Here is a 14,771-nt window from a genome sequence, read left to right on the forward strand (position 1 = left end):
GATGTGTATAAGAGACAGAATTGGGGCAGTGCACCACAACAATTCAGCGGCCCACCCGCCTGGAATCAACCCCCACCGAGGCGACGCAACCCCTGGCCCATCGTCGCCGCGGTCGCCGCGCTGGTGATCGTCGTCGTGCTGGCCGCCGTGGGCATCGCGATATTCATGGGAGGCGACGACAACAGTCCGCAGGCGAACCGCACGTCGACGACGACCACCACCACCAGGACCGTCCCCACCACGACAACCACCCGGCCCGCCAACCCGCAGAGCAAGTTGCTGGGCATGCTGCCCGCCGGGTATCCCAGTGGCGCTTGCACGCCCGCGACCCCTAAGTCCAACAGCATTTGGGTGAATGCGCTGGCCATGGTCGACTGCGACCAGAACACCAATCAGGGCGGCCCATCCCGCGCGGTCTACGGCCTGTTCGCCGATGCGAACGTGCTCAAGAAGGCGTTCGACGACGACGTCGCCGCGGTGCAGCTGATGAATTGTCCCGGAGCCGGAGCGTCACCGGATGGCTGGCACCACGACAGCACGCCGTCGGTGACCGCGGGCATGATCGCGTGCGGCACCTATAAGGACCACCCCAACGTGATATGGACCAACGAGGCGAAACTCATGCTCTGTGACGTCTACGGGGACCCCCCGGCCATCGAGGACCTGCATACCTGGTGGACCAATTACGGTGGCTGAGCGGATCCAAATCCGTAGCCGCGCTGCGCCTTTGAATTACGACTGAAGGTCGGGGCCCTCGGCGCGCAGATCGTCGACCGCCGACATGGCGCTACGCAACTTGGCCAACCATTCCTCGGCATGTTCGCCGACGAGCTTGACCGACCACGCGAGCGCGTCCGCGCGGGACCGGGCGACGCCGGCGTCGACCAATGTGTCGAGCACCTGCCGTTCCGGTTGCTTCAGGCGCGTCATCACCGGTACTGCGATGTGAGTGAAGAGGATTCGCTCCGCGATGGTGCTGGAGCCGACCTCGACCCCCCAGGAGACCTTGCGGCCGTAGCGATCCTGCGCCTCGTCGGCGATCCGCATTCGCTCCGAACGGGTTTCCTCGCGGAACCGCGATGCGCGTCCTTCCGCGCGTGCCTCGGTCTCTTTCTCCGAGCCCTGCGGTTCGGGCAGTCTTCCGATGACAGTGATTTCTTCGCGGTCGACGATGACCGTCGGGTCGCCGTCGAACCAGCTTTCGGGCAGGCGCCCGGCGAACCATTCGGCGGCGTCGCTCGCGTCGGGTTGCTGTGCCTGCTGCCAGCCGCCGGGGCGGCCGTAGCGCCGGCCGTGGGCGTGGTGAGATTTCATAATTACATGATTACATCGTTGCACCGGTAATGGAATGGCGTTCACCGCCGGCGAACGCAACCCCAGCGCCGGGCCGCGCGCGAAAGGTGCGTTCAAGTGCGGCCAACCCGTTGATATGGGCAGTTCAAAGTTGTATTTTTGGTAGCGAAGCAGGCCCGGAAACGACCAATTCTCAAGCGCCGGATGTCAGGGTAGAAAACCGGCCGCGTAGGACCCGCGCATGACGGAGCCCAACGCCCCCTAGCGTCGTCCGGGCCTGCCCATGTCCGCAGGATTTCCCGGTCAGTCACCGCCAGAACCGTCCCCGCGGCGGATCCGGAAGAGCTTGACCTCGTTCTTGATGCCCTTGAGGCGGCGGGCACCGGCGAACGACCCATCGAATGTGCCGGCGTCGCCGATCGCCTCCCAGACCGAGTCCGCCGCCAGCACTGTGCCGGGGCGCGCCACACTCGTGACCCGGCTCGCGACGTTGACCGGGCTGCCGAACCAGTCACCGGCCCGGCTCACCGCCATGCCGGAGGCCACCCCCGCTCGCAGCCGAGGAAAGTCGGCGTCGGTGTCGATGGTGTCCACGAGCTTCACCACGACGTCGAGCATCGGCAGCGGGTCGGGGCAGACGAACATGACCGCGTCGCCGATCGTCTTGATGAATCGCACGGGCGGGACGGTGATGTCACGGGCCAGGACCGCCAGCCGGTTGGCCAGGTGGCCCAGCTCCTCCGCCGACACCGCTTCGCCGATCCGGGTGAAGCCGACGAGGTCGGCGAAGGCCACCGTGATCTGACGCGCTCCCGGCAGCGGCTGGCCGGCGGCGCGCTCGGCGGCATTGACCGCTTCGGTCTCCATCATGTGGCGCAGCTGCATGAACATCATGTGCTGCAGCAGCGGGCCGAGTTCGGGCGCGATCTGGCTGACTAATGCCTTTGACGCCTTGGCGATTTCCAGTTCGGTGGCCCCGGGCCGCATAATCGCCGACAGCGCCGAATAGCGCATGACCTCGGCAGCGCGTGACAGGCCTTCGGTGAGCACCCGGACGACCAGCACCACCTGCTCGGGATCGAGGCCCAGCTCGACGAAACGCTCGGCGGCGGCGGCGGCCTCACCGTCGGCGCGCATGTGGATGACCGCATCGGGGTCGTCGACTCTGGCCAGACCGATCGCGCGCTGGATCTGTTGCAACCGCCCGAGGTCGATGCCGTGGGCCTCGCTGATCTCCCGGGCCGACACGTAGGTGCCGTCGTCACCGATGAGGTGGCGGGTTGCCAGCAACAGCGGCGGATTGGTCGTCCTGATCTCGTCGGGCGTGATGCCCTGCTCGAGCAGCCACTCCACTAATTCGGCCCGTTCGGCGCGTGCGCTGCCCTCGAGTCCGTCGAGCAGGTCCTCGTCCACTTCGCCAACGTACAACGGGCGTCGATCGCGAGCCATGATGGAGAGCGATGAGCGCACCACTGCTGCGGGGATTCCCGCCGATCGTCGATGAGCACGCGAGTGTCCTGATCCTGGGGTCGTTTCCGAGCGCACAATCCCTGGCGGTCGGTCAGTACTACGGCAACCCCCGAAATGCGTTCTGGCCGATCACCGGCGAGCTGTTCGGGTTCGACGCGACGGCGCCGTACGAATCACGGCTGGCCGCGCTGCAATCGGCGGGCGTGGCCCTCTGGGACGTGTTGCGCGCATGCCGCCGCGCCGGCAGCGCGGATGCGGCAATCGAGCCGAAAAGCTTGGCGGTCAACGACTTCGGTGGACTGTTCGCGCGGTACCCAACGATCGCGCGGGTCTACTTCAACGGCGCCAAGGCCGCGGAGCTGTACCGCAGGCTCGCCGAGGTCGACGAGCGCGTCGAGTACCGGCGGCTGCCGTCGACGAGCCCGGCCCACGCCGTCCGGCCGGGTGCCAAGCTGGCCGCGTGGCGCGAGATCGCGTCGATCGCGAGCGCGGCGAAGCCGGGCGAAGCGGGTCGGCGCAATCGATGACCGCGTCGATCGCGAGCGCGGCGAAGCCGGGTGAAGTGGGTCGGCGCAATCGATGACCGCGTCGATCGCGAGCGCGGCGAAGCCGGGCGAAGCGGGTCGGCGCAATCGATGAGGCGCAGCCCTTATGACACCGGCGGTTGCCGGTGTGCCCACGGCCTGGCGGATTCGATCTGCGCCGCCAGCGACAACAGCGTCGCTTCGTCGTACGGCCGGCCCACCAGCTGCACGGCGATCGGCAGGCCGTCACCGTCGAAATCCCACGGCACGGCCGCCGCAGGCTGTCCGGTCAGATTCCAGACCTGCTGGTAGGGCACCCGCTGCGCCACCGCCAGCAGCGTCCATACCGCGCCGCGGCGCTGGTAGGCACCGATGCGGGATGGGCCCGTCGCGTTGCCGGGCGTGACGACGACATCGACATCGTCGAAGATCGCTTGGATCCGCGCGGCCGCCGCCGGCTCCGCGTCGCGAAGGGCGGTCATCCGGCGGTCCGAGAAGAACGAACCGGCGCGCGCCAGGTTGCGGGTGCGCGCTTCGAGACGTTCAGGGTGAGCCAGTGAATCGGCGTCGTCACTGATACCGCGCAGGTAGCGGGGCAGGTAATTGGTCATGATGGCCGATGGCGGATAGTCGGGGTCGGCGGTGATCACGTCATGCCCCAGATCGCGCAGCAACGCGCCGGCCTGTTCGACCGCCGTGAGCTCATGCTTGCCGATCCTGACGGGCAGCGGGGTTGGCGACTTGGTGCTCAAGGCAATTCGCAGCTTGCCGGGGTGACGCGTCGCCGCGGCCACGAACTCCCCCTCGGGCCCCGGCACGGTCGACGTCGCATCGAGGAAAAGAGCCGCGTCCAGCACCGACCGGGCGAGCGGGCCGTTGACACTCAGCCCGTGCCACGCATCGTCATGCGGCTCCAACGACACCCGATCCCGTTGTGGTTTGACACCGAACAGGCCGCACCAGATCGCCGGGATGCGAATCGACCCGCCACCGTCGGACCCCAGCGCCAGCGGAGCGAGTCCGGCGGCCACCGCGGCGGCGCTACCGCCACTGCTGCCGCCCGGAGTGCGCCGGGGATTCCAGGGGTTGCGGGTCGCACCGAAGGTCAGCGATTCGGTGTAGGGAAACATCATCAGCTCGGGCACATTGGTTTTGCCGAGGATGACGGCGCCCGCGGCGCGTAGCCGGCGGACCACCTCCGCGTCGGAGGTCGCGGCGGTGCGGTGTCCGCCACTGCCGTAGGTCGTCACCTCGCCGGCGACGTCGACATCGTCTTTGATCGCGATCGGCACCCCGAGCAGCGGGAGCCGCTCGCCGGCGTCGAGGCGGTCCTGCGCGACGGCGGCCTCGTAGCGCGCGCTGTCCGAGAGCACCACGCGATAGCAGCGCAGCTGGCTGTCCAGCCGCGCGATCCGTTCCAGGTAGATTTCGAGCAGCTCGGGCGCGGTCAGTTTGCCGTCGGCCAGCATTCCTGCCTGAGCGGCCGCGCCGGCAAAGGCCACGTCGCGAGCGTCCACTGCGGCAGCGTATCCCCCGCACCGGGCCGGCCAGTACCGTGGGCGACATGTCCTGCGTGTTCTGTGCGATCGTCGCCGGGGAGGCCCCGGCCATCCGGATCTATGAAGACGACGACTACTTGGCGATCCTCGACATCCGCCCATTTACCCGCGGACACACCCTGGTGATCCCCAAGGGGCACAGCGTGGATCTCACCGACACGCCACCAGAGACGCTGGCGGGGATGGTCACCATCGGCCAACGGATCGCCCGGGCCGCCCGCGCGACGGAGTTGGCCGACGCGACCAACATCGCGATCAACGACGGCAGCGCCGCCTTCCAGACGGTGTTCCACATCCACCTGCACGTGCTGCCCCGGCGCAACGGCGACAAGCTGTCGGTCGCCAAGGGGATGCTGCTGCGGCGCGACCCCGACCGGGACGCCACCGCGGAAATCCTGCGCTCGGCCCTGGCCCGCATCGACGCCAGCCAGTAATACTGGGCGGATGGCACTTCCGTCCTGGGTCGAGCAGCGGTTGCTGCCTCAGGTTCTGCGCGTACACGACACCGTCTATCGCAGCACGAACGGCTGGATCGGTCATCGCATGCTGCTGATACCCAGCCTGCTACTCCATACCGTGGGCGCCAAGACGGGCCAGGCGCGAACAGCGGCGCTCACCTATGCCCGGGACGGCGACGACTACCTGATCGTCGCTTCCAAGGGGGGCGACCCGCGCGCCCCCGGCTGGTATCACAACCTGCGCAAGCATCCGGACGTGGAAATCAATGTCGGGCCAAGGCGTTTGGCGGTAACCGCCCGCGCGGTGCTGCCGGACGACCCCGATTACTCCCGGCTCTGGCAGATCGTCAATAAGAACAACGGCGACCGGTACACGGCCTACCAGCAGAAGACCTCGCGGCCGATTCCCGTCGTGGTACTCACGCGACGTTGACCCTGAACCTGACGCGGAGGTTTATTCTCCACTAGCGCGCGGTGAACTCCTCGATGGCTCACCAAACGGCGCGGGATCGGCTGGAGCGGGTATGAATCCCTGGGCGCGAAACCCATGGCGTCGATTCAGGCTGCCCCCGCGCCTCGGTTGGCTCTTCGTCGGCGCATACGGTTTGGCGGCCGCGCTCGTGGTGGCGTCCTCGATCGGCGGCTGGGAGGGCGCCTACGCAACCCGACCGGTCGACGAAATCGCCCTGGCTGTCTGCCTGCTGTTCGGGGCGGGGTGTGCCGGCTACGCGGCCCGGTCGGCGGCCGGGCGGCACAGGGCCGGATGGCTGGCAATGGTGACGGCCCAGCTGGGCTGGGCGGCGGGCGAGGTCATCTGGGCCGTGTACGACGTGCGTCCGAAACTGGCCCACGCCACCCATCCCGCCGCCGCGGAGATCGTGCTGTTGCTATGGCCGTTCGGCGCCTATGCATCGTTGGTGCTGTTGTCGCGCTTCTCGCGACAAAGCCCGCGGCGACTGGTGCTAGACGGCCTCATCGTGGCGACGTCGCTGTTCGTCGTGTCATGGGTCTTCGTCCTCGACAAACAGCTGCGCGAGGACAGCGGCTCCCGGGCGACGACGGTCGCCGAAGTCTTCAACGACGTCCTCCTGCTGACGACCGCGATCCTGATGCTGTCCCGGGTTCGTCGCGGCGACCCGCCGAGCCGCAACCTGCTGGCCGGGGGCGTGACGACGATCAGCATTGCCGACATCGCGATGGTGTTCAAGAGCGGGATCGGCAGCTACCAGGTCAGCGATCTCGTGGACCTCGGCAGAGTGGGCGGGCTCGCCATGATCGCGCTCGCCGCGCTGTCGAGCGTCTACGAGGTCCCGGTGCCGGGGGCGCGTGACGACGAAATACGGTCGCGCACCCGGCTGTGGCTGCCGTACCTGCCGCTGCTGGTGGCCGCCGCAGTTGGGCTGACCCGCGCGGTCAGGTTGATGGCGCACGGACCTCTGCTGATCGCGCTGGGGATCCTGGTGGCCGCGGTACTCGTCCGGCAGTTCGTCATGCTGATGGAGAACCAGAGATTACTGTCCGAGGTGGCGCGGGAAGCGTTCCGTGACAGCCTGACGGGGCTGGCCAATCGGGCCTACTTCCTCGATCGGCTCGAGCAGACCGTCGCCCGGCGAAGCTGCGAAATTTCGCCCATAGCGGTGTTGTGCCTCGACCTCGACAACTTCAAATCGGTCAACGACGCCCTCGGCCACCCTGCCGGTGACGAATTGCTGATCCGGGTCGCCGGGCGACTCACCGCCGCCTTGGACGAAAAGTGCGTCACCGCTCGCCTCGGTGGTGATGAGTTCGCCGTGCTCATAGAGGGGTCCGTCGAGGAATCACAAGAGGCGGCGAATCGAGTTCTCGAGGCGTTCAACGCCCCGATTCTGGTCGATGGCGTTCCGATACCGGTCCGACCGAGTGTCGGTTACACGGTGGCCACCGCATCGTCGGACTGCAGCGTCGAGCAGCTCCTCAGGCATGCCGACCTGGCCATGTACACCGCTAAACGTGAAGGCGGACAATGCATTCGGAGCTTCGTGCCGGATCTGTCCCTCTCGCTCTCGACGCCGCAGCTGGCTGGACCCGCCCCGGCGGCAGTGGAGGTCGCTGAGCCGAGTGCCGCACCGATGCTCCGGCGGGCCGCTGACGTAGGGACGGTGCAACCGCAGGAAGGTATCGACGGCATCCGGTGGCCCCCGACTGCGATCCGGATCGCTTTGGCCCTCTTGATGATTGGCGTGGTCGCCTTCACCGCGACCAGCGCCCTCTACCCGGATGCCAGCCACAGCGTCTTTTTCGCCAAATCCCTGTACTCGGCGTTGAACCTGCTGGCGGCCGGGTTGATCGCCGTTCGCGCATACCGCCTCAAGGCCGATCGCCTTGCGTGGTCTTTGATCGCGGCGGGCATGGCGTTGTCGGCGCTCGGTGACGTCGCCTATGCCTTATGGGTCCCGAACGCCCACTCGCCCTCGGTTGCCGATCCCGAATACCTGGCGTTCTATCCGTTCGTCTATGCGGGGATTCTGCTGCTGATGCAATCGCGTCTGAAGCGGGTGCCGATGCCCATCCGACTCGATTCCCTGGTGTGCGCGTTGGCCGTCGCCGCGCTGGCCGCGGCGCTGCGGGCCGGGCCCATGCATGCCGCCGCCGCACGGACACCCGCGACCGTGCTGGTGGGTCTGGTCTACCCGTGGGGCGATCTGGTCCTGCTGGCGCTGGCCGTCGGCATGCTGCCAATCCTCGGCTGGCGCAGCGAGTTTCGCTGGGGGTTTCTTGTGGTCGGGCTGGTTGGCTTCGCGGTCGCCGACACGGCCTACCTCTTTCAAACATCTGCGGGCTCATACCGGGTCGGCACCACGCTGGACGCGCTCTGGCCGGCTTCGTCGCTGCTGGTGGCGATGGCCAGCTGGGCGCGATGGTCGTCGGCGGCGCCGGCGCCCCGGCGTGGACTCAGCTCCTACGCGGTTCCGGTGACCTGCACCGTCGTAGCACTGGGCGTCGCCATCCTGGGGCACGATTCGCGGCTCGCGTCGACGCTCGCCGCACTGAGCCTCGTTGCGGTCGCCGCCCGATTCTCGGTGACCTTCCGGGATATCAGCATGCTGGCCGAAAGCCACAAGCAGGCTATGACGGACGAATTGACCACCCTGCCCAATCGGCGATCACTGGCGACGGCGCTGACCGAGCTGTCGGCTTCCGCGTCACCCGTCAGGACGTCGTCGAATCGTGCGCTGCTGTTGCTGAATCTTCATAAGCTGCGGGAGATCAACGAGTCCGTCGGTCGCCACTTCGGCGATGAGCTGGTGTGGCACATCGCAAACCGACTGGCGCACAGCGTTCGTCGCGATGATCTGCTTGCGCGCGTGAGCGACGAGGAATTCGCCATCCTGCTCGGTGAGGGATCGGATCTCGTCGCCGCACGCGCCCAGGCGGGTCGGTTGCTCGAAGGTGTCAGCATCCCATTCGAACTCGACGCCATCAGCGTGCAGATCGATGCGTCCATCGCCATCGCGCTCTACCCGGATCATTGCGACCATCCGCAAGAGCTGTTGAATCGCGCCGAGGCGGCGATCCCGCACGCCAAGTCCGCCCTCAGCAGGATCGCGGTGTACGAGTCCGCCTTCGAGATTGACCGTGACCACGACCCCAACCTCGTCGGGGAGCTGCGGGCCGCGCTGATCGATGGCGATCAATTGACGGTGCACTACCAGCCCAAGGTGAATGCGAGCGACGGAGCCGTCCACAGCGTCGAGGCGCTGCTGCGCTGGCAGCATCCCACCCGCGGGTTGCTGCTGCCGGAGGAATTCCTTCCGGCCGCCGAGCGGGCCGGTCTGATGCGCACGGTCGCCCATCGCACCATCAACGCCACGCTCGAGCAGATTCGGTCCTGGCGCGACCACGGCATTCCGCTGACCGTCGCGGTGAACCTGTCGACGACGAATTTGCTCGACCTCGACCTCGCGGTCACCATCGAGCGACTGCTGCGGGTCCACGGCTTACCGCCCGAGGCGCTGATCGTCGAGATCACCGAGAGCGCCCTCGTCGACTCGGACCGCTCCCGCAACACCGTCGCCGCCCTGCAGCTTCTCGGCGTTCGCATCTCGCTGGACGACTACGGCACCGGATGGTCGTCGCTGGCGCGCCTGCAGGACGTCTCGGTCGACGAGCTCAAACTCGACAGGCGATTCGTGGCGCGGCTGGCCCAGGACCCGCGATCGGTTGCCATCGTGCAGTCCACCGTGGACTTGGCGCACAACCTGGGCGCCGACCTCGTCGCCGAGGGGGTCGAAGACGAGGCAACCCTGAGCGCGCTGCGCGGCTACGGCTGCACCATCACCCAGGGGTTCGTGCACAGCGCGCCGTTGCCGCCGGACGAACTGCAACGCTGGATCACGACCAGGAGCGCGATCGCGGGCGTCGGATCCGAGCGATCGGCTGTGACGGATTGACCGGTTAGAACAACTCCTTGGCCAGCAACTCCAGGGTCAGCACCCGTGCCGGCGCGGTGACCGGATCGGTGCCGCGGCGGGCCGAGGCGACCGGGTGCACCATCACCTCGTCGACGTCGAACCGCTGCGCGAGCGCCCGCAACTGGTCGGCGGCCTCGGCCGGTGTACCCAGGACCGCTCGTTGCAGCCCGCTCTCCACGATGTGCTCCTGCTGTGGCGTCAGCTCGGCGCCTTGCGCTTCCTCGACCAGGGGCACCGGGCCGAGGGGCTGTCCGGTGCGCAGCTTCGCCATGATCTGCAGGTTGGGCAGCATCAATGCCGTTGCCTCGTCGCGTGTTTCGGCCACCGCGGCGTTCACCGTCAGGAACGTCACCGGTTCGGGAGTTAGGGCGCTGGGCCTGAATCGGGAGCGATAGAGCTCGAGCGCCTCTTCGGTTCCGGTGCCCGAGAAGTGATGCGCGAAGACGTACGGCAGCCCCTTGGCGGCGGCCAGGTGTGCCGAATACATCGACGAGCCCAACAGCCACAGGCGCGGCTCACTGGCCGCCGCCGGGGTCGCCTTGAGGCGATAGTCCCCCGAGCGCAGCGGCACCACCACGCCGCGCGCGCTCATCAGCGCCGCCACGTCGTCGAGATACTCCGGAAAGTTTTCGATGTCTCGGTCGTCCCGGCCGCTACGCAGCGCGTAGGAGGTCACCGGGTCGGACCCGGGCGCCCGGCCGATGCCCAGGTCGATGCGGCCCGGGGCGGCGGCCTCCAGCAGCGCGAACTGCTCGGCCACCGCCAGCGGCGCGTGATTCGGCAGCATCACACCCCCGGATCCCAGCCGCACCTGCGTGGTCTGCGCGGCCAGATAGGCGATCAGGACCGGCGGGCTGGTGGCGCCGACGGACGGCATGTTGTGGTGCTCGGCGACCCAGTAGCGCGTGAAACCCAGGCGATCCGCGGCCTGTGCCAGCTGCACGGTCGCGGCGAGCGCATCGCTGGTCGTCTGGTCAGTGCGCACCGGGACGAGATCAAGGACGGAAAGACGCACGTTCGCGTCAACGCCTGATGGCGTGCGAACGTTCCCGGGCGTCAGTGGTCCTTCGTAATCGAGTAATCCTTCAGCGTGATCGAACTGACGATGCGGTCGAAGACCTCCTGCGGGATCGGAGCCCCGCCCGGAATGTTGTCGACGACCAGCCATTGGTTGCGCTTGACGTAATCGTTGAACTCTTTGTGGTAGTTGGCGAAGCCGAGTTCGTAGTCATCACCCGCCGTGGCGAGCTCGCCGGCCAGGATGTAGGCGCCCAGGAGGGCGACGCTGGTTCCCTGGCCCGACAACGGCGAACAGCAATATCCGGCATCACCGACCAGCGCCACCCGGCCCTTCGACCAGCGATCCATCTTGATCTGAGACATCTCGTCGAAGTAGAAATCCGGTGCGCCGCGCATGTATTCCAGCAGTTGGGGACGCACCCACCCGTCGTCGGCCATCCGCCGCTCCAGCTCGGCGAACTGCGCCTCGGTATCGCGGTAGTCGATGCGCAGGTCGGTGTCCATGAAACCCAGCATGGCCCGGGCCTCACTGTTGTTGCGGGCGCTGTACACCCCGGCCATCGTGGAGTCCCCGTAATGCCAGGTCTGCCAATAGTCCAGGTCGAGGAAATTGGGCACGGTGAAGATCGCCGCGTAAGTGTCTAACCGCTCGATGAATTGGTCCTCGGGGCCGAACACCAATCGGCGCACGTTCGAGTGCAGCCCATCTGCCCCGACGACCAGGTCGAAGCTGCGCGCAGGGGCACGTTCGAAGGTCACGTTGACGGCTGCGCCGTCGTCGTCCAAGCCGGTGATGGTGTCATCGAAGATGTATTCGGCCGTCCATTGGCTTGCGCCGTACAGCAATTCGACGAGGTCGTCACGCAAGAGCTCGATATCGAGGCTGTCGATGGGCCCGCCGGTGGGCGTCGACTCCGTGTCGCGGGAGAGCTCGTTGCCGTCGCGGTCGACGACGGAAGCACCGCGAATCTGTGTCTTCCGTTTTTGGGCGGCGGCCAGCAGCCCCATGCGTTCCAGCACTCCCAGCGCCGGCCCGCGCACGTCGATCGCCTGACCGCCTGGCCGCGGCCCGGGGTGGCGCTCCACCACGGTGACCGAATAACCGTGCCGTCCAAGCCAATAAGCCGCCGTTGCACCGGCCACGCTGGCGCCGGAAATCAGAACGTCAGTCACTTAATCCCTGCCAGCCTTTTCGCGTCTCGGAAAACGTCGTCGAGCATTGCTGGTGTCAACCTACCGGTAAACATGTTTTGCTGGCTCGGGTGGTAGCAGCCGAGTAACCGCACACCAGGGGCGAATTGCGCCACCACCCCGTGGCCGAACCGCGGTTTGCGCATGGCGGATGCGCCCGGCAGGCGCAGCGCGATCTGCCAGGCGAACCCGCCCAACGCCACGATCGTGCGCACATGATCGGACACCAGCCGCCATTCGGCCTCCAGCCACGGCCAGCAGGTGTCGCGCTCCGCCGGCGTCGGGGCGTTGGCCGGGGGCGCGCACCGCACCGGTGCCACGATGCGAATCCCATTGGCCTGCAACCCATCCGCGGCGTCAACGCTGGTGGGTTGGTTCACCAGCCCGGCTCGGTGCAGCGCCGCGTAAAGCTGATCGCCGGACCGGTCACCGGTGAACATGCGTCCGGTCCGGTTGGCCCCGTGCGCGGCGGGCGCCAGCCCGACGATCAACAGCCGCGGTCGCTCCGACCCCCAGCCCGGAACGGGCCGGCCCCAATACGGCTGGTCGGCGAACGCGCGGCGCTTGAGGACGGCCACGTCTTCGCGCCATTCGACCAACCGCGGGCAGGCCCGGCAGACGCTGATCAGGGCGTCGAGCTCGGGGATCGACGCGGCGTGCGGGGCGAGCGCGGCAACCTGTGCGGCGTCGGCGGCCACCGTGGTCTGCGGGGTCGCCGGATCACCCGGCCATCCGGTGCCGGGAACCACTGGAGAATCGAACGCCTGGCCGGTACGAGGGTGAGCGAGCACATGAACATCCTGCAGTCAGCCGGTAGGCGCCGGCCGAACGCCCTGAATATTCAGTGGTCCCGCCGCACATCAACGGCTAAATTCTCCCCGGGATATTTCATGAGCCATACGAGCCGCGGCCCGGCGTTTCTGATCCTGTCCGCCACGCTGATGGCGACGGCCGGTACCGGCATCTCGGTGATCGCGTTTCCGTGGCTGGCGTTGCAGCATCACGACCGCGCGCGCGACGCGTCGATCGTGGCCGCGGCCATGACGCTGCCACTGGTGCTGTCCACCCTGGTCGCCGGCACCGCGGTCGACTTTTTCGGCCGCCGCCGGATTTCGCTCGTTTCCGACTCACTCTCCGGCGCGGCGGTGAGCGCCGTCCCGCTGACCGCCTGGCTGTTCGGCGCGGGCGCGATGAACGTCGCCGAGCTGGCCGGGTTGGCCTTCTGCGCGGCCGCCTTCGACCCGGCCGGGGCAACGGCGCGCCAGTCGATGCTGCCCGAGGCCGCCGCCCGCGCGGGCTGGTCGCTGGACCGCACCAACAGCCTCTACGAGGCGATCCTCAACCTCGGTTTCATGGTGGGCCCCGGCATCGGCGGCTTGATGATCGCCACGGTCGGCGGCGTCAACACCATGTGGGTCACGGCGGGTTGTTTCGGCTTGTCGCTGTTGGCGATTGGTGCGCTACGGCTCGAGGGCACCGGCAAGCCCCACCACGCGACCCGCCCCGACGGGTTGGTCTCCGGCATCGTCGAAGGCCTGCGGTTCGTCTGGAGTCTGCGGGTGCTCCGGACGCTCGGCCTGATCGACCTGGCCGTCACCGCGTTGTACCTGCCGATGGAAAGTGTTTTGTTCCCAAAGTATTTCGCCGACCAGCACCAGCCCGCCCAGTTGGGTTGGGCGCTGATGGCGCTCGCGGTCGGCGGGGTGGCGGGCGCGCTGGGTTATGCGGCGCTCTCGAAATACACCCGGCGGCGTACGGCCGTGCTGACGGCGACCCTGACCTTCGGCGCGGCGACGGTGGGCATCGCGTTCCTGCCACCGCTGCCGGTGATCTTGGTGCTCTGCGCGGTGACCGGCCTGGTCTACGGGCCGATCCAGCCCATCTACAACTACGTCATGCAGACCCGGGCGCCACATCATCTGCGCGGCAGGGTGGTCGGGGTGATGGCGGGGCTGACCTACGCCGCCGGGCCGTTGGGCCTGCTGGTGGCCGGTCCGCTCGCCGACGCCGCCGGGTTGAACGCCACCTTCCTGGCGCTGGCGGTGCCGATTCTGCTGATCGGGTTGTTGGCCATACGGCTGCCGTCGCTGCGGGAGTTGGACCGCGCGCCGGAGTTGGAGGCGAGTCGGCAGTCGCCGCCGTGATCCGTCAGTCGCCGAGGATCTTGCGCTTTTGCTGCTCGAATTCCTCATCGGTAAGCAGCCCCCGGTCTTTCAGCGCGGCCAGCCTCTCGAGCCGCTCGATCGGGACTGCACCCTGTTGGGTCTGCGCCGCCTCCATGGCGCCGAACGCCTGCTGCTGCATCTCGGCTCCGCGCCGCATCATCTCCTCCCGGAATGCGGTCGGATCGGCAATGGCTTGGCGGATGACATCGGCCATCGGCATACCCATGACCTGAGCGCCCGCCAGGTCGGGACGGCCCGAGGTCACGGCGTCGATTGCCACGTCGGCCGTGGCGGCCGGCTGGCGGTCCATTTGGACGCGGCTGTGGTCCTTCGGGTCGTAGAGCACCGGCAGTCTCATGCCCGGACGCGGTGGGCTCAGCTGAGGTAGCAGCGCGGTGAGGCTGGCCTCGAACGGCGGTTCGGCGTCCGGCGTGACCCGCAACAGCAGCTTCCAACGAACTTCGGTGTTGCCAACCAGGTTCGGGTTGCCGATCGTGACGGCAATCGCCGACTGCTCGACGGAGAGAACCTCCGCAAACGCACGGATGCCGACTTTGCTGAGATCTCGCCGTCCGAACATCTCTGACCCGACCTTTCGGAGAATCGCTCAACTGTACAGCCGCCGATGGGCCCGTAGGAT

Annotated in this window: 12 protein-coding genes and 1 pseudogene; 6 read left to right on the plus strand and 7 right to left on the minus strand. The window is 67.6% G+C overall.

Annotated elements, in window-relative coordinates; all coding sequences use genetic code 11:
- A pseudogene (locus A5781_RS25820) lies at positions 1–696 on the plus strand (hypothetical protein); the annotation flags it as partial.
- A 36-nt stretch (positions 697–732) separates the two neighbouring features.
- On the opposite strand, the gene A5781_RS08085 reads toward A5781_RS25820, so the two are convergent.
- Entirely contained in the window at positions 733–1,314 is a 582-nt protein-coding gene (locus tag A5781_RS08085; RefSeq protein WP_067203624.1) for a hypothetical protein, read from the minus strand.
- Between the two features lie 282 nt (positions 1,315–1,596).
- Positions 1,597–2,742, minus strand: a complete 1,146-nt coding sequence (locus A5781_RS08090) for an adenylate/guanylate cyclase domain-containing protein (RefSeq protein WP_067203627.1) — start codon at positions 2,740–2,742, stop codon at positions 1,597–1,599.
- An 11-nt stretch (positions 2,743–2,753) separates the two neighbouring features.
- Between A5781_RS08090 and A5781_RS08095 the strand changes: the two genes are divergently transcribed.
- A complete protein-coding gene (locus A5781_RS08095; protein ID WP_067203629.1) occupies positions 2,754–3,290 on the plus strand; it encodes a DNA-deoxyinosine glycosylase in 537 nt (178 codons plus the stop codon).
- A gap of 122 nt (positions 3,291–3,412) precedes the next feature.
- Here the strand turns inward: A5781_RS08095 and A5781_RS08100 are convergent, their stop codons facing one another.
- Complete coding sequence (locus A5781_RS08100; protein WP_082939261.1) at positions 3,413–4,804, minus strand: amidase; 1,392 nt, start codon at positions 4,802–4,804, stop codon at positions 3,413–3,415.
- Positions 4,805–4,851: 47 nt separating this feature from the next.
- Between A5781_RS08100 and A5781_RS08105 the strand changes: the two genes are divergently transcribed.
- The 3 genes from A5781_RS08105 to A5781_RS08115 all read left to right on the plus strand — a co-directional run bounded on the left by A5781_RS08105 (position 4,852) and on the right by A5781_RS08115 (position 9,734).
- Positions 4,852–5,280: an HIT family protein gene (locus A5781_RS08105; RefSeq protein ID WP_067203633.1), complete on the plus strand. Its 429-nt coding sequence runs from the start codon at positions 4,852–4,854 to the stop codon at positions 5,278–5,280.
- 10 nt (positions 5,281–5,290) lie between these two features.
- The gene (locus A5781_RS08110; RefSeq protein WP_067203635.1) at positions 5,291–5,737 is read left to right on the plus strand and encodes a nitroreductase family deazaflavin-dependent oxidoreductase; all 447 of its coding nucleotides are present in this window, start codon (positions 5,291–5,293) and stop codon (positions 5,735–5,737) included.
- A 91-nt stretch (positions 5,738–5,828) separates the two neighbouring features.
- Positions 5,829–9,734 (plus strand): bifunctional diguanylate cyclase/phosphodiesterase, encoded by a 3,906-nt coding sequence (locus A5781_RS08115; RefSeq protein ID WP_082939262.1) that lies wholly within the window; start codon positions 5,829–5,831, stop codon positions 9,732–9,734.
- 4 nt (positions 9,735–9,738) lie between these two features.
- On the opposite strand, the gene A5781_RS08120 is transcribed toward A5781_RS08115, so the two are convergent.
- The 3 genes from A5781_RS08120 to A5781_RS08130 are packed head-to-tail and all read right to left on the minus strand — an operon-like array spanning position 9,739 to position 12,772.
- Complete coding sequence (locus A5781_RS08120) at positions 9,739–10,770, minus strand: LLM class flavin-dependent oxidoreductase (protein WP_067203638.1); 1,032 nt, start codon at positions 10,768–10,770, stop codon at positions 9,739–9,741.
- A gap of 41 nt (positions 10,771–10,811) precedes the next feature.
- Positions 10,812–11,948, minus strand: coding sequence for an FAD-binding protein (locus tag A5781_RS08125; RefSeq protein ID WP_067203640.1), 1,137 nt, complete (start codon positions 11,946–11,948; stop codon positions 10,812–10,814).
- The gene (locus tag A5781_RS08130; protein ID WP_067203643.1) at positions 11,945–12,772 is read right to left on the minus strand and encodes a uracil-DNA glycosylase; all 828 of its coding nucleotides are present in this window, start codon (positions 12,770–12,772) and stop codon (positions 11,945–11,947) included. The genes A5781_RS08125 and A5781_RS08130 overlap by 4 nt, the downstream gene beginning before the upstream one ends.
- Positions 12,773–12,856: 84 nt before the next feature.
- Here A5781_RS08130 and A5781_RS08135 point away from each other — a divergent pair, with 84 nt between their 5' ends.
- Positions 12,857–14,110, plus strand: coding sequence for an MFS transporter (locus A5781_RS08135; protein WP_067203645.1), 1,254 nt, complete (start codon positions 12,857–12,859; stop codon positions 14,108–14,110).
- 4 nt (positions 14,111–14,114) lie between these two features.
- Here the strand turns inward: A5781_RS08135 and A5781_RS25825 are convergent, their stop codons facing one another.
- On the minus strand, positions 14,115–14,711 hold the full coding sequence (locus A5781_RS25825) for an SHOCT domain-containing protein (protein WP_067203647.1): 597 nt from the start codon (positions 14,709–14,711) through the stop codon (positions 14,115–14,117).
- Positions 14,712–14,771: the final 60 nt, after the last annotated feature.

Source organism: Mycobacterium sp. 852002-30065_SCH5024008, assembly GCF_001665645.1.
GTDB lineage: Bacteria > Actinomycetota > Actinomycetes > Mycobacteriales > Mycobacteriaceae > Mycobacterium > Mycobacterium paraffinicum.